14 protein-coding genes and 2 pseudogenes are annotated in these 20,537 nt (G+C 73.5%); 6 read left to right on the top strand and 10 right to left on the bottom strand.

Annotated elements, in window-relative coordinates; genetic code table 11:
* Positions 1-239: 239 nt before the first annotated feature.
* Complete coding sequence (gene mmuM / locus NX794_RS12990; protein ID WP_258778636.1) at positions 240-1,175, bottom strand: homocysteine S-methyltransferase; 936 nt, start codon at positions 1,173-1,175, stop codon at positions 240-242.
* 111 nt (positions 1,176-1,286) lie between these two features.
* Between mmuM and NX794_RS12985 the strand changes: the two genes are divergently transcribed.
* Positions 1,287-3,020, top strand: coding sequence for a DUF2264 domain-containing protein (locus tag NX794_RS12985; RefSeq protein WP_258778635.1), 1,734 nt, complete (start codon positions 1,287-1,289; stop codon positions 3,018-3,020).
* On the opposite strand, the gene NX794_RS12980 is transcribed toward NX794_RS12985, so the two are convergent.
* The 5 genes and pseudogenes from NX794_RS12980 to NX794_RS12960 form a co-directional block, all read right to left on the bottom strand.
* Positions 3,017-3,760 (bottom strand): alpha/beta fold hydrolase, encoded by a 744-nt coding sequence (locus NX794_RS12980; RefSeq protein ID WP_258778634.1) that lies wholly within the window; start codon positions 3,758-3,760, stop codon positions 3,017-3,019. The genes NX794_RS12985 and NX794_RS12980 overlap by 4 nt on opposite strands.
* A complete protein-coding gene (locus tag NX794_RS12975; RefSeq protein WP_258778633.1) occupies positions 3,757-4,368 on the bottom strand; it encodes a TetR/AcrR family transcriptional regulator in 612 nt (203 codons plus the stop codon). The genes NX794_RS12980 and NX794_RS12975 overlap by 4 nt, the downstream gene beginning before the upstream one ends.
* Before the next feature lie 92 nt (positions 4,369-4,460).
* Positions 4,461-7,388, bottom strand: coding sequence for a glycoside hydrolase family 2 TIM barrel-domain containing protein (locus tag NX794_RS12970; RefSeq protein WP_258778632.1), 2,928 nt, complete (start codon positions 7,386-7,388; stop codon positions 4,461-4,463).
* 46 nt (positions 7,389-7,434) lie between these two features.
* A pseudogene (locus NX794_RS12965) lies at positions 7,435-8,674 on the bottom strand (ROK family protein).
* Between the two features lie 66 nt (positions 8,675-8,740).
* Positions 8,741-9,985 (bottom strand): FAD-binding protein, encoded by a 1,245-nt coding sequence (locus NX794_RS12960; protein WP_258778631.1) that lies wholly within the window; start codon positions 9,983-9,985, stop codon positions 8,741-8,743.
* A gap of 129 nt (positions 9,986-10,114) precedes the next feature.
* On the opposite strand from NX794_RS12960, the gene NX794_RS12955 reads away from it, so the two are divergent.
* The gene (locus NX794_RS12955) at positions 10,115-11,122 is read left to right on the top strand and encodes a hydroxyacid dehydrogenase (protein ID WP_258778630.1); all 1,008 of its coding nucleotides are present in this window, start codon (positions 10,115-10,117) and stop codon (positions 11,120-11,122) included.
* Positions 11,123-11,398: 276 nt separating this feature from the next.
* On the opposite strand, the gene NX794_RS12950 is transcribed toward NX794_RS12955, so the two are convergent.
* Together NX794_RS12950 and NX794_RS12945 are read right to left on the bottom strand one after the other, a co-directional pair.
* Entirely contained in the window at positions 11,399-12,301 is a 903-nt protein-coding gene (locus NX794_RS12950; protein WP_258778629.1) for an SDR family NAD(P)-dependent oxidoreductase, read from the bottom strand.
* 125 nt (positions 12,302-12,426) lie between these two features.
* Positions 12,427-13,005, bottom strand: coding sequence for a TetR/AcrR family transcriptional regulator (locus NX794_RS12945; RefSeq protein WP_258778628.1), 579 nt, complete (start codon positions 13,003-13,005; stop codon positions 12,427-12,429).
* A 226-nt stretch (positions 13,006-13,231) separates the two neighbouring features.
* On the opposite strand from NX794_RS12945, the gene NX794_RS12940 reads away from it, so the two are divergent.
* The 3 genes from NX794_RS12940 (at position 13,232) to NX794_RS12930 (ending at position 16,751) form a co-directional block, all read left to right on the top strand.
* Positions 13,232-13,690 (top strand): SRPBCC family protein, encoded by a 459-nt coding sequence (locus NX794_RS12940; protein ID WP_258778627.1) that lies wholly within the window; start codon positions 13,232-13,234, stop codon positions 13,688-13,690.
* Positions 13,691-13,818: 128 nt separating this feature from the next.
* Entirely contained in the window at positions 13,819-15,162 is a 1,344-nt protein-coding gene (locus tag NX794_RS12935; RefSeq protein WP_258778626.1) for a radical SAM protein, read from the top strand.
* A 143-nt stretch (positions 15,163-15,305) separates the two neighbouring features.
* Positions 15,306-16,751, top strand: a complete 1,446-nt coding sequence (locus NX794_RS12930; protein WP_258778625.1) for a cellulose-binding domain-containing protein — start codon at positions 15,306-15,308, stop codon at positions 16,749-16,751.
* Positions 16,752-16,852: 101 nt separating this feature from the next.
* Here the strand turns inward: NX794_RS12930 and NX794_RS12925 are convergent.
* Together NX794_RS12925 and NX794_RS12920 are read right to left on the bottom strand one after the other, a co-directional pair.
* A pseudogene (locus NX794_RS12925) lies at positions 16,853-18,131 on the bottom strand (aminotransferase class I/II-fold pyridoxal phosphate-dependent enzyme); the annotation flags it as partial.
* 459 nt (positions 18,132-18,590) lie between these two features.
* A complete protein-coding gene (locus NX794_RS12920; protein ID WP_258778624.1) occupies positions 18,591-19,346 on the bottom strand; it encodes an SDR family oxidoreductase in 756 nt (251 codons plus the stop codon).
* Between the two features lie 188 nt (positions 19,347-19,534).
* On the opposite strand from NX794_RS12920, the gene NX794_RS12915 reads away from it, so the two are divergent.
* On the top strand, positions 19,535-20,407 hold the full coding sequence (locus NX794_RS12915; protein ID WP_258778623.1) for a helix-turn-helix transcriptional regulator: 873 nt from the start codon (positions 19,535-19,537) through the stop codon (positions 20,405-20,407).
* Positions 20,408-20,537 lie beyond the last annotated feature (130 nt).

Below are 20,537 nucleotides of genomic sequence, written 5' to 3'. Positions count from 1 at the left end.
ACCACCGCCAACCCGCACATGCCCACGGCGGGAGGGCCCCGTAAGGGGCGCGGGGAACGGCGCGAGCAACCCCGAACAACCCGCACATGCCCACGGCGGGAAGGCCCCATAAGGGGCGCGGGGAACTGCGCGAACGACCACCGCCAACCCGCAGGTGCTCACGGTCGAGGCCCCGCAGGGAAGCGCGAAGGACCACCGCCAACCCGCACATGCCCACGGTCAAAGCCCCGCAGGACCCGTCACAGCGCCCCCGCCCCCCCCACCCCCGCCGCGATCCCCGAGACAACCCCCGGCCCCACCCGACAGCACCCCCCGATCAACCGCGCCCCCGCCGCCCGCCAGGCCCGCACCTGCTCCACCCCGAACGTCGTGCCCCCGCTCCACGCCCGCGCCCCCGCGTCCCACACCTCGCCGCTGTTGGGATAGACCACCACCGGCTTGCCGGTCACCCGCGCGGCGATCTCCACCGCCGGCCCGACGTCCGCCGGCGCGCAGCAGTTCACCCCCACCGCGAGCACCTCGTCCACGTCGGCCGCGAGGGCGAACGCGTCCTCCAGCGGCTGCCCGGCCCGGGTCCGGGGACCGTCCACGGTGTACGACAACCAGGCCGGCACCCCCACCCCCCGCACCGCCCGCAGCAACGCGCCGGCCTCCTCGGTGTCCGGCACCGTCTCCAGCGCGAGGACGTCGGGACCGCCAGCGGCCAGCGCCTCGATCCGCGGCCGGTGGAAACGTTCCAGCTCGGCCACCGAGAGCCCGTACCGCCCCCGGTACTCGGACCCGTCGGCCAGCATCGCCCCGTAGGGCCCCACGGAGGCCGCCACCCACAGTGGCCGGGCCACGCCCGCGTCCCGCGCCCGCCGGGCCGCGTCCCGGGCGAGGTCCACGCTCAGCGCGAGCAGCCGCGCGGCCTCCGCCCGGCCGACGCCCCGCTTCGCGAAGCCCTCGAAGGTGGCCTGGTAGCTCGCGGTGATCGCCACGCTCGCCCCGGCGAGGAAGTACGCGAGGTGCGCCTCGGTGATCGCCTCGGGCCGCTCGGCGAGCAGCCGCGCCGACCACAGCTCGTCACTCAGGTCGTGCCCGGCCGACTCCAACTGGTTGGACAGGCCGCCGTCGAGCACCACGGTCTTGGTGGCGAGGGCGTCGGCGAGGAGGGGAGTGGGGTCACCGTTCATGTCACGACGCTAGTCCACGCCGCGCCCCACCCGGCCGCCCCGTCCACCAGGTGAGCACCGATCGCCTCGCCCTCTGGAAAGCGCTTGCCCTCTCGCGCTACCGTCGTGCCCGTGCACCTGCCCGCCGAGGACCGGGAGTCCAGCCCGTACACCGGCTACACCCGCGCCCACTGGGAAGCCGCCGCCGACGCGCTGCTCGCCGCCGTCGCGCCGTACGCCACCCCCGACCGCGCCCTCTACCACCTGCCCGGCGACCACGTCAGCCACTCCGGCCGCCTCTGCGACGGTCTGGAGGGCTTCGCCCGCACCCTGCTGCTGGCCGCCTTCCGGCGGGACCCGACCACACTCGGCCGGTACGCCGAAGGACTCGCCGCCGGACCGCGCGGGGTCTGGCCGGTCGTCGAGAGCCGCACCCAGCCCCTGGTGGAGGCCGCCTCGATCGCCCTCGCCCTGCGGCTGACCCGGCCGCTGCTCTGGGACCGCTTGGACGACGCCGTACGCGAGCGGACGGCCGACTGGCTCGCGGACGCCCTGGACGCCGAAGCCTGGCCGAACAACTGGGAGTTGTTCCCCGTGACCGTCGGCGGCTTCCTCGCGGACGTCGGCCACCGGCCTGAGGCCGCGCGCGAGGCCGTCGCCCGTGGTCTGGAGCGCATCGAACGCTGGTACGTCGGCGACGGCTGGTACACCGACGGCGACGGCCGCACGTTCGACCACTACAACGGCTGGGCCCTGCACCTCTACCCGCCCCTGCACGCCTGGCTCACCGGCGACGACGCCCTCCTGGCCCACTACGGCCGACGACTCTCCCGCCATCTGGACGACTGCGCACGGCTGTTCGGCGGCGACGGCGCCCCCCTGCACCAGGGCCGCTCCCTCACCTACCGCTTCGCGACGGCCGCCCCGCTCTGGCTCGGCGCCCTGACCGGACACACCCCCCTGTCACCGGGCGCGACCCGGCGCCTGGCCTCCGGCGCCCTGCGGTACTTCCTCGACGGCGGCGCCGTGGACGAGCGGGGCCTGCTCCCGCTCGGCTGGCTGGGCCCCGACACCTCGCTGGTGCAGAGCTACTCGGGCCCGGCCTCCCCCTACTGGGCGAGCAAGGGCTTCCTCGGCCTGCTGCTGCCCGCCGACCACGAGGTGTGGACGGCACGGGAGGAGGCCGCCCCGGTCGAGCGCGCCGACGCGGTACGACCGCTTCCCGGACCCAACTGGCTGCTCCAGTCCACCCGTTCGGACGGGATCGTACGGGTGCACAACCACGGCAGCGAGGACGTCCGCTACGACCCCTACTACACCCGCCTCGCCTACTCGACCGCGACCGCCCCGGCGGCGGCCCCCGACAACAGCGTGAGCGTCGGCGGCGACGCGAGCCGCACCGCGCTCGAACCGCTCGGCACCGGCGCGGGCTGGATCGCCTCCCGGCACACCGTGCGCGCCGGGGTCACCGTGACCAGCCTCGTGCTCGCCGAGGGCGCGGTGGAGGTACGGGCCCACCTCGTCACCGGGGCCCCGGCCGGCACACCGGTACGGATCACGGGATGGGCCGCGCGAGAGGGGCAGCGGTCCGAACTCGCCCCCGTGCACGCCCTGTCGGAGGAACTGGAGGGAGAGACCGGCGACGACGCCACCCTGTTCGTGGCCCTCGCGCGCCTGACCGCCGACCCCGCTCCCCGGCCCTTCCCGGACCTCGTCGGGGTCGAGGTCCGGGAAGGCCCCGAGGTGCACGTCCACTGGGCATCGGGGGCGGCGGCCCGGTTCCGGTTCACCCCCACGGAGGGGGAGCCGGAGGGGAAGCCGGTGTGGACGGTGACGGCGGCCGACACCGAGGCGTCCCCGGTCTAACGGGCCGGTGTGACCGCCGCTTTCCGGTGCGGCTGGGCGAGGAGCGTGTCGGCGAGCGCGTCCGCGAAGGCGGCCGGATGGTCCAGGGTGCCGAGATGGCCGCCCGGGAACTCGGCGAACGCGCCGCCCAGCCGCTCGGCGAGCAGATGTGCCGTGGTGTGCAGCGGGCCGCCGCGCGAGTCGGTGCCGGCGGCGACCGTGAGCCGGCCCGGGGGAGCGGTGAAGTCGGGGGCGTGGGCGGAGAAGGGGCGCAGGACATGGGCGAGGAAGACACCCATCGGGGTCGCCGACTCACCCTCGGCGGGCGGCCGTCTGGGGCCGTCCAACTGCGCGATCAACTCGGCCCGGCGCTCCGCCCCGTTCGGCAGCAGCGTCACACAGGGCGGTTCATGCGCCACCACGTGCGCCGGCCGTCCCGGGTGCCGGGCAAGCAGGTCCAGGGCCGCGATGCCCCCGGAACTGGTGCCGAACACGTACGCCGGCTCGCCGGCCGGGAGCACGTCGGCCAGCACCCGTTGCGCGCCCTCGCTCCAGTCGGCCACCCGCTGGTCGGCGACCGGGGAGCCGAGCCGGCCGTGGGCGAGGCCGAGCGGGTCGTACGTCACCACGGTGAAGCTCTCGGCCAGCCGCTCGGTCAGCGGTCCGAGCCCCATCGGGTGCCCGGCACCGCCGGGCAGGACCAGCAGGACGGGTCCGCCGCCCGTGACGTCGTAGGTGAGGGGGAGGAGGTGGTCGGTCATCGGTCTTCCGTCTTCTCGTCGGCGGGGCCGGTCCCGGCGGTCTCCCGGGGCCAGTGCGTGAGGGCCAGGTGCAGCGCCTCGACCGCCTTGTCCCAGGACAGCCGTACGTCCCGGTCGGCCCCGAAGCCGCCGGCGGACTCCAGGACGCAGTAGCCGTGGAAGGTGCCGCGCAGCAGCCGGACGGCGTCGGTCAGGTCGGGTTCCGCCAGACCGTAGCCGCGCAACATGCCGTAGGTGATCTCGGCGGTACGGCGCATCGCGGGGGCGTCCGCGATCAGGGACTGGTCGATACGGATCTGCGTGGCCGTGTAACGGCCGGGGTGTTCCAGGGCGTAGGCGCGGTAGGCGCCCGCGAAGGCGGTCAGGGCGTCCCGGCCCGCGCGCCCGGCGACGGCCACGGCGATCCGGTCGATCAGCTCGCCGCCCGCGTGCAGCGCGAGCCGGGCCCGCAGGTCGTCGAGGTTCCGGACGTGCGCGTACAGGCTCGCGTCCTTCACGCCGAACCGCCGGGCCAGCGCGGACAGGGTGAGTCCGTCGAACCCGGCCTCGTCGGCCAGCTCGGCCGCCGCCGCGACCAGTCGGTCGGTGTTCAGACCCGCTCGGGCCACGGGTGACCTCCTCCCTCCGAGCCCTATCCTAGAGCCCCTAGGTTTTCACCTAGGTATACCAGGAAACGGCTTCGGCGGGTGTCGGCTGCCGGTCAGCCCGTAAGGGCGGGTGGGCCCGTAGGGGTGGTAGGGCCCGTTGGGGTGGTCGGGAGCGGGGAGAAGACGAGCGAGAACCCGGCCGGCTCGGCCCGTAGGTGGTATGGGGGGAGCGGGCCCGGGCCGCAGGACTGGGAGCCGATGCCGTGCAGGGCGTGGTCCAGGTGGAGCCAGACCGTGTCGCCGGGGGACAGGTCGGTGCGGTGGGTGGCGGCGTCGAGCTGTTCCGTGGTCCAGCGGCGGGCGGTGAGGGAGAACACCGGGTCGCCCTCGATGCGCAGACCGCCCAGTTCCGCCCAGCGCACACCCGCGCGGGCGCCGTTCTCCTGGGGGCGCACGTAGGGGGTCTGGAGGTCGTCCACGGTCGACTGCCAGCGGCCCAGCTCGGCGGCGGCCCCGGTGTCCGGGTAGGCCTCGCCCGGACCGCCGCCGAACCACTCGACACGGTCGGCCGAGGACAGCCCGATGCGGATACCCAGCCGGGGCAGCGGCACCGTCCAGTCGCCCTCCGGGGCTACGGACACGGTCAGGCGCAGCCGCTGTCCGTCCGAGGTCCAGCGGTACACCGTGCGCAGGCCCAGGTCGGAGGCGGCCGGGGCCACCCGGGTACGGACCGTGAGCGCGTGGTCGGTGTGTTCCACCGCGTCCAGGCGGTGCCGTACGCGGTGCAGGCCGAGCCTGCGCCACAGCGGGCCAAAGCGCCGCTCTGGCTGCCAGGCGGCGCCGTCGTCGTTGTCGGTGGTGGCCCGCCACACGTCCAGGCGCGGCGCGACGACGGCCACCCCGCCGATCGCGGTCAGCGCGCCGGTGCGCGCGTCGAAGGTGCCGGGGCCGAGTACGAGAACGCCGTCACCGTGGGGTGTGGGGCGGGCCGTGGGGGTGAGGTACGGCGGCCGGGTTTCCGACACCGGGATCTGGCCCCAGGCGACCACATGGCCCTCCGGTGCCCAAGGGGTGTCGGAGGCGAGTACCGCCCGGACCGTCCAGAGGGCCTCGCCGGCCGGTGCGTCCGGCGGTGGCGCGGGCAGGTCGAGGCCGGCCGACTCGCGCGGTGCCAGGGCGGGCAGCGGCAGGGTGCCGGACGCCACCGTCTCCCCGTCCACCTGGTACGCCCAGGTCAGCCGCAGCGCCGACAGGTCGGCGAAGTCGTACTTGTTGGTGACGCGGACGGAGCCGTCGGTCCCGGTGATCGCCACCGGCTCGATGACCTTCTTGAACTCGGTCAGGCCGGGGGAGGGGCGGCGGTCCGGGAAGAGCAGGCCGTCGCAGACGAAGTTGCCGTCGTGCAGCTCCTCGCCGAAGTCGCCGCCGTAGGCGAAGCCCAGTTCCGGGTGGGCGATGCCGTGGTCGATCCACTCCCAGACGAAACCGCCCTGGAGTCGCGCGTGCGCCTCGAACAGCCGCTGGTAGTCGGCGAGTCCGCCGGGCCCGTTGCCCATCGCGTGGGCGTACTCGCAGAGCAGGAAGGGGAGTTCGCGGCACTTGCGGGTGCCACCGTCCAGGCCTCGGCCGATCCGTTCGACCTCGGCGTGGTCGGCGTACATCCGGGAGTGGACGTCGGTGTCCCGGCAGGTGTGGTCGCCCTCGTAGTGGACGAGCCGGGAGGGGTCGCGGCCGTGGATCCACTCGGCCATGGCGGTCAGGCCCCGGCCGGTGCCCGCCTCGTTGCCGAGCGACCAGAGGACGACCGACGGATGGTTCTTGTCCCGCTCGACCGTGCGGGCCGCGCGGTCCAGCAGGGCCGGGGTCCAGCGGTCGTCGTCCACGGGGTTGTCGCGCCAGCCCTGCTCGGTGAAGCCGTGTGTCTCCAGGTCGCACTCGTCGATCACCCACAGCCCGTACTCGTCGCACAGGTCGAGGAAGTCGGGGTGCGGGGGGTAGTGGGAGGTGCGGACCGCGTTGACGTTGTGCCGCTTCATCAGCAGCACGTCCTCGCGCATGGTCTCCAGGTCCAGCGCGCGGCCCCGCTCCGGGTGCCACTCGTGCCGGTTGACGCCCTTGAAGAGCACCGGTGTTCCGTTCACCGTGATCAGGCCGTCGGACAGCTTCACGGTACGGAAGCCGACGCGCAACGGCACCCGCTCGCCCTCCGTGGCCAACAGGCCGTCGTACAGGTGCGGTTCCTCCGCCGACCAGGGTGTCACCGGCACCGTCACCGGCTCCCCGGTGGGCACGTCGATGCCGAGGGCGGGGACGGTGACCCGGCCGGCCACGTCGGAGTCGACGCGCAGGGTGCCGGTGCCGTCGCGGTGGTCGTAGGAGGCGTGCACGAAGAAGTCCCGGGCGCAGCCTCGCGGTTGGTGCAGCAGGGTGACGTCCCGGAAGATGCCCGGCAGCCACCACTGGTCCTGGTCCTCCAGATAGGAACCGGCCGACCACTGGTGCACCCGCACCGCCAGCACGTTGCCGGCCGGCCGCAGCAGCGGGCCGACCGCGAACTCGTGCGGCAGCCGGGAGCCCTTGAACTCGCCCAGGCAGGTGCCGTTCAGCCAGACGCGGGCGCAGGACTCGACCCCGTCGAAGCGCAGTACGGCGCCGCAGCCGTCGTCGTCCGGTACCGGCCAGTCGCCGGGCAGGTCGAAGACGCGCAGGTGGTCGCCGGTCGGGTTCTCGGTCGGGACGCGCGGCGGGTCCACCGGGAACGGGTAGCGGTGGTTGGTGTAGATCGGCGAGCCGTGGCCCTGGAGCACCCAGTGGCCCGGGACCGTCAACTCCGCCCAGCCGTCGGTGTCGTGACCGGGCTCGGCGAAGGAGTCGTCCTCGGCGTCGGCGGTGTCCGACAGCCGGAAGCGCCAGCTGCCGTTCAGGGAGAGGGACTTGGCGTCGGAGGACGTGTACCGGGCGCGGGGCGGCAGCGTCCCGGAACCGGGCGAGACGTCCTCGACATAGGCGGTGGCGGTGGCTTCGGCTGCGGCTGTGCGCATGGTCGTCGGTCTCCTGGCTCGGCGCGAGTGGACGTACGACGTGTTCTCACGCGGTCGGCGCGGTTCGGCTTCTCGTGGGGGCGGCACGTCTGGCGGCGGTGCCCGATCCCAGCGCCCCTTCCAGCGCGAACGTCGCCGCGCCCAGGGACACCGGGTCGGTCGGTATCGGGGAGAGCACGATCTCGGTGGCCTCCAGAGGGCGGCGCAGAGCGTGTGGGGCGGCGGCCCGGCGGACTCCGTCCAGAAGGGGTTCGCCCAGGCGGGCGGCGACCCAGCTGCTGAGCACCACCACCTCGCGGTTCAGGAGGTTGACCAGGCCGGCGATGCCCGCACCCAGCCGGCGGGCGGTCTCCTCGACCGCCTGGAGCGCCACCGCGTCACCCGCCGCGACCCCGTCGGCGAGTGCGCCGATGGTCGCCGTCTGGTCGTCGGGACGCAACAGAGGTGACTCGGGGGCGAGTTCGCGCAGGGTCCGCATGATGCCGGGCGCGCCGGTGTACGCCTCCACGCAGCCGTGTCCGCCGCAGTGGCACGGCCGCCCGGCCGGCACGAGCGTGGTGTGCCCCCATTCGCCGGCGCTGTTGCTGATCCCCCGGTGCAGCCCGCCGCCGAGCGTGAGGCCGACGCCGACCCCGGTGCCCAGGTTGACCACCACGGCGTCCTCGCGCCCGCGCGCCGCCCCGAACCACAGCTCGGCCACCGTGCAGGCCCGCAACGGGTTGTCCAGGTACAGGGGGTAGGGGATGTGCTCGGCCGGCAGATCGAGCAGCGGTACGTCGTGCCGGCCCAGGTTGGGCGCGTACGCGGCGACCCCGGCCTCCCGGTCCACCTGGCCCGGCACGCTCACCCCGACGCCGAGCACCCGGGCCGCCCCCGCCCCGGCCCGGACCACCACCGAGGCGACGACGGCGGCGACCCGGCCGGCCACGCGCAGCGGGTCGGTGCCGCCCGGCCGCAACTCCTCGTCGGCGCGGGCCAGCACGATCAACACCAGGTCGAACAGCTCGACATGGACGTACGTCTCCGCGATGTCGACACCGATCAGCGCGCCTCCGGACGCGTCGACGGCGACCAGCCCCCCGGGGCGGGCCCCCGGCGGAGTCCTCGTACCCGACCTCGGTGATCAACCGGAGGTCCAGCAGCTCACCGACGAGCGTGGCGACCGTGGCCAGGCTGAGCCCGGTGGCCTGCGCCAGCTCCTGCCGCGAGACCGGGCACGCGGCGATGATCCGGTGCGGCACCTCGTAGCGGTTCGCGGTGCGGATGTCGCGAGACGTGCGCTTCACGCGGCTGCCTTCCCGGCAAGGGGTTGGGAAAGGGGTCGTAGGAAGTGGGGCGGCTCTGTCGTGACCTCAGTTCCTCATGAGTTCCCGCACGAACGCGTTGGCGAACTTGCCGTCCGGATCGAGCGAGTCGGCGAGTGACCGGAAATCGGGCAGGCGGGGGTAGCGCGACCGGACGACGGCCGCCGGTATCGCGTACACCTTCCCCCAGTGCGGGCGCGGGTCGAAGGGCGCCAGCGCCTCCTCCAGCGGGCGCACGGCCGCGTGTACGGCCTTTTCGTCGCGCACCCAGGTGAAGTGCAGGGCGACGGAGTCACGGGCGTGGGCCGGGCTGAGCCACTGCGGATCGGCGGCGACGGTGCGCACCTCGCAGGTCTGGAGGGGGCCGGCGATCGTGTGCCGGACCGCGTCGACGGCCCGCAGCGCGTCCACGGCCGCCGCCCGGGGCAGCAGGTACTCGGACTGGATCTCCGCGCCGCTGCTCGGCGTGAACTCGGCCCGGAAATGCGGCAGTCGCTGATGCCAGGGCCCGGGCACCCCCAGCTGCTCGGTGCAGTTGACGGCGGGCAGGCCCGGTACCGGATGCACCGGGGCCGTCGCGGGTGCCGCCCACGGGAAGTCCACCGCCGGCCGGTCGGTGCGCCGCTTGACCCACACCTGCCGGAAGCCCGGCTCCCGCCAGTCGGTGAACAGGCTCACGCTGTACCCGGCCGCCGCCACGGCACCGAAGTCGATTCCCTCCAGCGGAAGTTCGCCGTACACCTGCTGTGCCACCTCGAACGCCGGCTCCAGGCCGAGGGTCAGCGCGGTGACGACCCCGAGCGCGCCCAGCGAGGTCACGGCCCCGTCGAAGCGCGCGTCGTCCCGGGCGATCGTCACCGTCGAGCCGTCCGCGACGACCAGCTCCACCTCCCGTACCGCCGACGCCAGCGGACCGTTGCCCACCCCCGAACCGTGCGTACCGGTCGCCACCGAACCGGCCACCGAGATGTGGGGCAGCGAGGCGAGGTTGGCGAGTGCCAGGCCGCGCGCGTGGACGGCGGCGGCCAGTTCGGCGTACCGGACCCCGCCCGCCACCCGGACCGTGCGCGCGGCCGTGTCGACCTCGATCACCGGAGGCAGACCGGCGGTCGACAGCAGGACACCGTCCGGGCCCGGATCGGCGATGCGGTTGAAGGAGTGCCCGCTGCCCAGCACCCGCACCGCCGTGCTGCCCGACACCAGGGCCCGCAGCGCGTCGAGGGTGCCCGGCCGCTGGTACTCCTTCACCGTGTAGGTGATGCTGCGGGCCCAGTTGGCCGCCGTGTCCGTCATGGGCGCCGTACCTCCCCGAGAGTGCGTGTCCGTTGACCCTCTCATCCGCGGCGACCTACCGTAGAGACCGCTTGCTGTCCGTCGGGGACCGCTTGCCGCCCGAGCGCCACCGAGCCGGAAGGTCCGTAGTTGCCCCAGCGCCCGCACGCCGTATTCGCCCTGGCCGCCCAGAACGTCCCCTACCTCTTCCCGCCGGACCTGCTCGCCCGGCTGGGCGCGGCCGTGGACATCGACCCCGCGCTCGTGGCACAGGACCTCACCGAGCCCGGCGTCCGCGAGGCGCTGGCCCGCACGGAGATCCTCGTCACCGGCTGGGGCTGCCCGCGCCTGGACCCGGCTTTCCTGGACGCGGCACCCCGGCTGCGGGCCGTGCTGCACGCGGCGGGCTCGGTCAAGGGCTTCACCACCCCCGAGGTGTGGCGGCGCGGCATCACCGTCTCCTCGGCCGCCGACGCCAATGCCCTGCCGGTGGCCGAGTACACGCTCGCGATGATCCTGCTCACCGGCAAGGACGTCCTCTCCTTCCGCCAACTCCTGCGCACCCGGCGCACCTTCCCCTACGGGGAGATCATCCCCGGCATCGGCAACCACGGCCGCCGTGTCGGCGTCGTCGGCGCCTCCAGGACCGGCCGCCGGGTGATCGAGCTACTGCGCCCGCACGACTTCGCCGTCACCCTCGCCGACCCCTACGTGGACGAGGCGGAGGCCGCCCGGCTCGGTGCCCGGCTGCTGCCGCTGGACGAGCTGCTGCGCACCTCCGACATCGTCACCCTGCACGCCCCGCACACCCCAGAGACCGAGCGTCTCCTCGGCGCCCGGGAACTCGCCCTGATGCCCATCGGCTCCGTGCTGCTCAACACCGCGCGCGGCGCCCTGGTCGACCACGCGGCGCTGACGGAGGAGCTGCGCTCGGGGCGGCTCAGGGCAGTCCTCGACGTCACCGACCCGGAGCCACTGCCCGCCGACTCCCCGCTGTTCGACCTGCCCAACGCCTTCGTCACCCCACACCTGGCCGGCTCCCAGGGCAACGAGGTGGCCCGGCTCGGCCGCACGGTCGTGGAGGAGGCGGAACGCCTCGCGGCGGGCCGGGAACTCCTGCACACCGTCGCCCTCGCGGACCTCGAACGGGCGGCGTGAGGGTGGGCGGCTGCCCCCTGCCAATGCCGGTGCCGGTGCCGGTGTCGGTCGGGGGCTGAGTCCGAGCTTTTTGGCGTCGGTCCCGGTGTCGGGCGATGCCGGCCCCGGGTCGGCCCGAGCCACCGACGGAGTCCGAAGACCTCGGGGAGGACCGGGCGTCGGGTGGTGTCGGCCCCCCCGCCCATGTGAGCCGCCGGTTGTACCCGACGGTCCGTGGGGGGCCTCGCGTTGGCGTGAGCCGCCGGCTGTACCGGACGGTCTGTGCGTCGGGTCGGGTCAGACCCCCGTCGGCGCCAGTCGCCGGCTCAGCCCGAGAACCTCGGCCACGATCCGCGCGTCCGTGCTCCCCCGGTAAGCCGGGACAGGTCGGCCCTCCGGACCGATGAGCAGGCCGGTGTCGCCGTCCAGCGCCGGGTCGGTCGCGGCCGTCACGGAGGGGCGGGCGGCCACGGACGCCGGGCCCGCGGTGGAGCGTGCGAAGCGGCGGCGGACCAGCGGCCACAGCAGCCGCAGCCCGGGCGACACGATCCGCGGCGAGGTCAGGGTGCCGTCGGTCATCGCGGTCGCCGCACCGCCCGGGTCGGCCGCGAACACCCCGACGCCGCTGCCGCGCAGCCGCTCGGCCAGGTCGAACGTGTAGGCGAGGTGGGCCAGCTTGGCCCGGCCGTACCAGTGGAAGCCGTAGTAGCCGCCCGGCGGCTCGACGGCGGCGAAGGTGCGCCGGGCGAGCTGGACCGAACCGGAGGTGACGTTCACGATCCGGCTCGGAGCCCCCTCCCGGAGGCGGTCCAGCAGCAGTTCGGTCAGCAGGTAGGGGGAGAGGTGGTTGACCGCGAAGGACGCCTCGATCCCGTCGGCCGTCCGCTGCCGCCGCGCGAACATCCCGCCCACGTTGTTCACCAGCACCGCCAGCGGCCCCTCGTCGGCCAGCCGCGCGGCCAGCGTCCGTACGGCACCGAGCGAGGCCAGGTCGGCCGCGACGAACCGGGGCTGCTCCCCGGTCGCCACCGCCGCGATCTCCTCCACCGCGCGGGCACCCCGCCCGGCGTCGCGTCCCACCACAGTGACCGTCAGTCCCCGCGCCGCCAGTCCCTTCGCGGTCTCCAGCCCGATGCCGCCGGTCCCCGCAGTCACTACCGCCCGCCGCTCCACGCGCCCGCCCTCCGTCGTACCGCCCATGACGCAACCGGATGACTATCCGTTTGCCTGCGGGCACGCTAGCACGACCGGATACCTATCCGTTTACGGAAGTCGGCTCGGTCCAGGGCGAAAGGGCGGGTGTCTGGCGTGGGGGCCCCGGGGGGCTAGCGCGGAGGACGCAGGCCTTCGAGGAGGACGTCGAGATAGATGCCGGTGCGTACGGGGTCGCCGGGGCCGGAACGCAGCGCGTGCTCGATGCCGCAGAGCAGTCGGCGCAGGTCGTCGGCCCGCAGGTCGCGCCGGATGGCGCCGGCGAGGCGGGCGCGGTCGAGCAGCTCGGCCACGGCCCCGTCCAGCTCGGCCTTCAGCGCCGAGGTCCGTGCCTCGGCGTCGCTCGCGGATTCCAGGACCGCGGCGAACCCGGAGTCCTCCAGGGCCCGGTCGAGAGTGAAGCGCAGCAGCCGGTGCAGGCCCGCCAGGGCGTCCTCCTCGGCGGCGGCGGCTTCCGCCTCCTCGACCAGCTCGCGGAAGCGCTCGGCCGACAGGGCCTCGCGCAGCGCGTGCCGGTTGGGGAAGTGCCGGTAGACGGTGCCCACGCCGACGCCGGCCAGCCGGGCGATGGTGTTCAGCTGGAGCGAGTCGTCGCCGGCGGCCAGTTGCTCGCGGGCGACCCGCAACACCCGGGCCCGGTTCCGGGCGGCGTCCGCCCGCAGCGCGGGGCCCTGCTCGGCTTTCGGTGTCACCGGGCCAGCATAAATGGGGAGGTGCGGGGCGGACCCTGCCCGGTCGGCCGGAGCCTGTTCGGGCGGCGTCGACCGGCGGGTGTGGAGGGTGTGTTGTTCGTCTCGCGCCCCGCTCCTCGTTCCCGTAGGGTCGCGGTGCCATCGCGACCGGGCGGCCGGCGCGGTCCCGGCGTGGGGCCGTCGTGGGGCCGCCGGACGTGCCGCGGCTCAACTCTCGGGAGTGTGCATGTCAGGACGGTTCGACGCGACGGCGGAGATCGACCGGCCGATCGAGGCGGTGTTCGACTACCTCGCCGACGGACGCAACGACCCCCAGTTCAGCCCCCGTGTCCTGCGGATCGACCGGGAGCCGGACGGCCCCACCGCCGTCGGCACGGTCTTCCGCAGCACCGTCAAGGACGCCGGTATGAAGAGCGCCCGCGAGTTCCGCATCACCGAACTCCAGGCTCCGGTGCGCATCCGCTGGGCCGAGATCTCGAAGAACAGCGTGACCGCGCGCGAGGGCGGCTACGACCTGGAGCCGCTGGGCGACGGCCGCACCCGGGTCCGCCTCCACAACGTCCTGGAGGGCCACGGCCTGGGCAGACTCCTCGTCGGCCTGGCCCTCGCCGCCAACCGCAAGGACGCCGACGCCTTCGGTGCCCGGATCAAGGCGGCGGCCGAGGCGGCCATCCCACCCGCCTGACCCATCTCTGCCGGGCACTCCCGACATTTCCGACTGATCGGACACGTTCCACCGGACCCGGTACCGCCCGGCCGCAGGCGGGGGCTTACGGTGAGAGGCGAACGCCTGAGCCGGGAGGAGACAGACGGATGGGCAGTCGCACCGCGCTGGTCGAGGATCTGATGGAGCGCTTCCCGCATGTGCCGCGGGAAGCGGTCTTCAAGGAGGACCTGCTCCGGGGAGGTGTCGCCTTCGACCCGTCCGCCCTCAGTGACAACGAGAACGGCGAGGTCAAGCCGAAGTCGTACTTCATCTTCTCCTTCGACCACGGCACCCTGCCCGAGCTGGGCGAAGCCGCCCTCAGGCGCCCCCCGGAGGAGATCATCCTCACGGGCGGCCCGTACGACCTGAGGCGTACCGTCGTCTCCGTACGGGTGAACCCCGCCTCTCCCTACCGGGTCGCCGCCGATGACGCGGGCATGCTCGGCCTCTACCTCGACGGCAAGCGGATCGCCGACGTGGGCGTGCCGCCGATGCCCGAGTACTACCGGCACAAGCTCGCCAACGGGAAGTCCGTCATGGAGGTGGCGCCCACCATCCAGTGGGGCTACCTCATCTACCTGACCGTCTTCCGGGTCTGCCAGTACTTCGGCGCCAAGGAGGAGTGCCAGTACTGCGACATCAACCACAACTGGCGCCAGCACAAGGCGGCCGGGCGGCCGTACACGGGCGTGAAGGACGTCGAGGAGATCCTGGAGGCCCTGGAGATCATCGACCGCTACGACACGGCGAAGGCGTCCACCGCCTACACCCTCACCGGCGGCGCGATCACCAAGACCGTCGGCGGCCGGGACGAGGCCGACTTCTACGGCCACTACGCCAAGGCCATCGAGGAGCGCTTCCCCGGCCGCTGGATCGGCAAGGTCGTCGCGCAGGCGCTGCCCAAGCCGGACGTGCAGCGGTTCAAGGACTACGGCGTCCAGATCTACCACCCCAACTTCGAGGTGTGGGACCGGCGGCTGTTCGAGCTGTACTGCCCCGGCAAGGAGCGGTACGTCGGCCGGGACGAGTGGCACAAGCGGATCCTGGACTCCGCCGACGTGTTCGGCGCCCGCAACGTGATCCCCAACTTCGTGGCGGGCGTGGAGATGGCCGAGCCGTTCGGCTTCACCACGGTCGACGAGGCCATCGCCTCCACCACCGAGGGCCTGCGCTTCTTCATGTCGCACGGCATCACGCCCCGCTTCACCACCTGGTGCCCGGAGCCCACCACGCCGCTCGGCAAGGCCAACCCGCAGGGCGCGCCGCTGGAGTACCACATCCGTCTGCTGGAGGCCTATCGCGCCACCATGGACGAGTTCGGGCTCGCCTCGCCCCCCGGCTACGGCCTGCCCGGACCCGGTCGCGCGGTGTTCTCCGTCAGCTCCTTCATGGACAGCCTGCCGGCCGGCGCGCCGGTCGCGGACGAGCGGGAGGCGGCGGCCGAGGTGTGACCGCCACGGTCGGTGACCGGATGTGAACAGCGCGCTTGTCAGTGGCGGCGGGGACGTGAAAAGGTCGGTGCCCTGCCCGAGGTTCCGTACAACTCCCTACCTGCCTGCGGTGAGTTGACCTCGCTCGTGGACGCGGGAGTTCCATGCCCGACCTGCCCGGCCCCCAGGACGCCTCCGAGACCGTGCTGTTCTCGGAGGCATGGGACGCGGTGCTCTCCTATGCCGACCTGTGCACCTCCGGTTCGCTGACGGCCCATCAGCTGGCGACCGAGGCGTTCACGCGCGGCATGCGCGAGGTCCGAGCCGCCGCCCGCGTCCCTACGCGCGGTGCGGGCCGTCGGGCGCCACGGCTCCCGTTGATCCCGGCGCTGCTCACCGCCGTACGCGACACCGCCGTCCGCTGGGAGGCCGACGGGCAGGGCCAGCGGCTCGACCCCGACCTGCGCCTGTGGCTCAACTCCCCGCAGGCGGCGAGGTTTTCCGGGCTTCCCCTGCAACGGCCGGTCGCCCTGCGCGGGCTGCGCGATCTCCCGGAGGCCGACGCCTCTCTGCTGTGGCTGGCCGAGGCCGAGGCGCTGCCGCTGTCCGCCGTGGCCCGCCGCCTCGGCCTGGACCCGGCTGCCGTCGCCGACGAACTCGACCAGGTCCGCGCCCTGTTCCGGGACCGCTGCCACCGCGCCCACCTGGACAGCCCGCTGGACCCCGAGTGCCGAAGCTACGCCGGGCTGCTGGACGCCGTCACCCGCGCGCCCGGCACCCGGACGCCCGACGACCTCTCCCGGCACCTCGCCACCTGCCCGCGCTGCGCCGAGGCCGCCGCCTGCCTGCGCCCGGGCGGCGGCCTGCCCGCCGCGCTGGCCGGCGGAGTCGTCGGCTGGGGCGGCCTGGCCTACCTGGAGCGCCGCCGCCGCGCCGCCGAGGCCCGCCTCGGCCCGGCCGCCGTGCCGGAGACCGCGCGGCCGGCGGACGACGCGGGCCGCGGCAGGGTCGTACGGCGCGGCCTGCTCGCCACCGCCGTCCTGCTGTCGGCACTGGCGCTCGGCGCGTCCCTCATGCCGTTCGGCGAGTCCGCGGCCGACGACACGACCGCCGCCCTCGAAGGCCGCCGCCCCGTCACCGGCCCCTACCTGCTCGGGCCCACCACCCGCGCCCCGAAGCCGACCCGTACCCACGCGCCCACTCCCACCGCGACCGTCACCCAGACCGCACCCGAACGCGAGAAACCCGCCCCGGAACCCCAGGACGCCTCCGCCACCCCCGCGGCCACGAAGGCACCGGCCTGTCGGGTCGACTACGCCGTCGACAGCCAGTGGGCCCAGGGCTTCCAGGCGACGGTCACCGTCACCACCGACCGGCCGCTCACCGGCTGGCGGTTGTCCTGGACCTTCCGCGACGGCCAGCGACTCGGCCGCACGTGGGACGCCGCCGCCGGCCAGGACGGCTCCCGGGCCACCGCCACCGCCCTCGGCTACAACAAGTCCGTCACCGCCCACACCGGCCTGACCTTCGGCTTCCTCGGCACCTGGCAGGACGCCAACCGCACACCCCGGGACTTCACCCTCAACGGGACTCCCTGCACGGTGGGATGAGCCGGCGGGAGTCCGCCGGGAGGCGTGTTGACGCGCCGCACACGCATCCGGTTTCACGCAGCTGCCTCCGCGCGGCTACGTCGGCGAACGACGAACGCGGTTCAGGGCTCCTCGGTGGCGACCCGGATGGTCGTGACGTCCATGTCGGCGGCATCGGGGACGACCATCCCGGCCTCCACGCCGCCGCGCAGGTAGCGGAGCACCTCCGTGGTGAGCCGCTCGCCGGGCAGGGCGGCGGGGATCCCGGGCGGGTACGGGGCGAGCATCTCGGCGCAGACCCGGCCGGCCGCCTTTTCCCACGGCACCTGTTCGGATCGGCCGAAGAAGGCGTCGCGCGGCAGCATGACTTGTTCCAGACGCAGTGCGGCCGGGTCCGGTACCTCCACGCGCCGGGCCGGCCGCAGCCGGTCCGCGTGCCGGGCGGCGTCCTCCAGCGCGGCTACCAGGACGTCCGCGGTGTCGCGGTTGTCGGCGTGGGTGAGCTGGGCGCTGCTGCGCCGGTGGTCGGACAGGCGCAGGTTGACGTGGTGGTGCTCGCGGATCCAGTCGGCGACCGCGTAGCCCGTGGTACCGAGTGCGCTGATGTCCACGATGACCTGGAGCGGGTCGAGGTCGGCGGCGCGTCCCGGGCCGCAGAAGTCGTCGTGGCCGTGCACCCGCGGGCCGTCGGCGGCGGTGATACGCGCGCGGGTCTCGCGGGCGAGGGTGAGGGCGTCGCCGAACAGCGCGTGACCGCGTTCCACCATCTGCCGGCGCCGGCCGTCGACTGCCGCGTACATCAGCACGGACGGGCTGGTGGTGCCCAGGAGGTCCGCGCGCTGTTTCAGTACCTCGGGCTCGATGAGGTTGCCCTGGAGGTGGAAGACGGAGCCCTGTTCGAGGCCGGAGCCCGTCTTGTGGACGCAGGTGACGCAGATGTCGGCACCCGCGTCCATCGCCCAGGCGGGCAGGTCCGGGTGGAAGGGCAGATGGGCGCCCCATGCCTCGTCGACGATCAGTGGCAGGCCGTGTTCATGGCAGACCTGGACGATGCCGGCGAGGTCGGAGCAGGTGCCGTACGGGGTGGGCGCGGTGACCAGGGCGCCGCGCGCGTCCGGGTGTTCGGCCAAGGCGGCGCGGAAGGCGTCGGCGGACGGCGGATGAGCGAGGTGCAGTCCCGGGTCCCACTGCGGGTCGACCCAGATCGGCACGATCCCCGCCAGGATCAGACCGGAGACCACGGACTTGTGGGCGTCCCGCCCGATGATCAGCTTCTCGTGCGGCCCCGCCACGGACAGCATGGCGGCCTTGACGGACAGGGAACTGCCGCAGGTGGAGAAGGAAGAAGGTGTGCTCAGCGCTGACGGCGTCGGCCATCAGCGGGAGAAGTCGGGCCAGAACGTCGTGAGGCCGTGCCGTTTGGCGGTCTCCCGGGAGTTCACGGACTCCGTGGTCCCGTCGATTTCGGCCTGCTCACGTATCGGCTGGGCGGTGACTTCCTCGAAGACGGCCGCGGATGGCTTCCGTCCGACCCCTTGTGTGGAGAGGAGCGGGTGTTCGATGTCCCACCGGACGAGCGGTGGCTTCCGGAGGGGCGTCAGAAGCACCCTTCGGCGACCAGGGCGGTGTATGCGGCGGCCACGGCCTGGTGGTGACAGCGCGCTCCCCAGGCGACGGCCCGGGGGCGGCATCCGGTACTGCTGCGGCCAGGCTTCGGACTCGGCCCGCCCCTCCGCTCGATCGACGCGTCCGAGCAGGGGCAGGCAGGCTCTGGTCTGTCTCCACGAGGCAGCGACGGAATGATGCGCACGTGGCTTCGACCGCGCCTGTGGGTGTCCGAACCCGAACGCTGATGACGCGCTACCGCTGGGGGAGCATGGCCAGGGCCTGGGAGCGCTGTGCGACGAGGCCGTCGTAGGTGCCGTCCCGCTCGGCCCAGCGGTGCATGAGGACGCCCTTGACGAGGATTTCGTGAGGGGTGGGATCCGCCGAGAGCAGGTTCATGACCTCGGTGGCGAAGTCGTCGAGCGGCAGTGCGTGCGGGTTGACCTTCTCCTGGCCCGCTGTGGCGACGGCCGGGGGGACGAGTTCGACGACGCCGACGCCGGTGCCGTCGAGTTGCGCGCGCAGTGCCTCGGAGTAGGCGTGCACCGCGGCCTTGGACGCGGCGTAGCTGGGCATGGGCGGGAACGGCAGGAAGGCGATGCCGGAGGTGACGGTGATGAAGGTGCCGGTACCCCGCCGGACCAGGTGCGGGGTGAAAGCGTCGATGACCCGGATCGTGCCGAGCAGGTTGGTGTCGATCGTCGTCCGTGCCGCCTCGAAGTGCGCGGGGTCGCGCAGATCCTCCAGGAGCATGACGCCCGACATCGTCACCACCGTGTCCAGCTCGGGGTAGCGGGCGAGTACGGCGTCACGGGCAGCCGCGACCGAGGAACTGTCCGTGACGTCGATGCTGATCGTGCCGAAACCCTCCCCGGCGAGTTCCGACAGGGCCTTCGGGCTGCGGCCGGCCACGGCCACGGTGCTGCCCGCCGCGGCGAACCTCCGGGCCAGCTCCCGCCCGATACCCGAGGTGCCGCCGACGACGAGAACGGTACGGCTGGAGAGATCCACGAGATCTTCCCTTCAGTGCAGGGCGCCGACGGCGTGTGTACCCGCGGCGCGGCCAGTGCGGTCCGCTGTCCTTCTCGGACAGCGCAAGCACAGTCTCGACGCCCTCCGCCGGGTGCGGCAGGGCCCGCATCTTGCCTGGTCCTGCCAGGACCCCCGGTGAGACCGCTGCACCGCATTACGGTGTCGGTATGACAGACGAGGAATCCGGCAACCGGCTCGGCAGCTATCTCCGTGCCCGGCGTGAGCTGGTCTCGCCGGCTCACGTGGGGCTTGCGCCGGGCGGCAAACGCCGCGTGCCGGGCCTGCGCCGTGAGGAAGTCGCCCTGCTCGCCGGAATCAGCCCCGACTACTACCTGCGCCTGGAACGGGGCCGGGACAAGAACCCCTCACCCCAGGTCCTCGAATCACTCGCGCGCGTCCTCCAGCTCGACGACGTCGAGCGGACCTATCTGCTCGGCCTGACGGCCGCACGCCCCAGGGCACCGCGCCGCAAGCGGCCCGAGCATGTGCCGGCCCGGGTGCACGAGCTGCTTGCCCACCTGCAGATCCCCGCGTTCGTCGAAGGCCGCGCGTTCGACGTTCTGGCGTCCAATCCCATGGCCCTCGCGCTCTCCCCCCGCCTGCGGCCCGGTGAGAACCGGCTTCGTTCTCTCCTCCTCGACCCCGAGGAACAAGCCTTCCACCAGGACTGGCCGCAAGCCACCGCCGATTTCGTCGCGGCCCTCCGGACCACCATCGGAGACGACACCGACGACCCCCGGTTCGTCGAACTCGTCGGAGAACTCTCCCTGTCCAGCCAGCGGTTCCGTACCCTGTGGGCCCGCCATGACGTCCGCACCCTCGACGGAGGCACCACCACCGTCCACCACCCCGTCGTCGGCGAACTCTGCCTCCACCGGGACAAACTCCCCGTCGGCGATGTCATCCTCGTCGTCTACTACCCCGACAAGGACAGCGACAGCGACGAGAAGCTGCGACTCCTCGCCTCAGTCGCGCACACCGAGGCCGTCGGTACAGCACACCGCGGACCGGCGGACGCGCCCCGCCCCGATACACCTTGATGACCACACGTCGTCCCCGGCACCGCAACCAGAACGCCCGCGTCCTGTCGCACTGGCCGCGCCGCCCGCGGCCCTTCACACGGCGACCGGCAACCACGCGGACAACAAATGTGGCGTACGAGAGCACGGC

Origin of the sequence: Streptomyces pyxinicus, assembly GCF_024753135.1 — a bacterium.
In the GTDB taxonomy this organism is placed as follows: Bacteria; Actinomycetota; Actinomycetes; order Streptomycetales; family Streptomycetaceae; genus Streptomyces; species Streptomyces pyxinicus.
The sequence above is the reverse complement of the archived record's forward strand: the minus strand, read 5'-3'. Positions and strand labels throughout refer to the sequence as shown.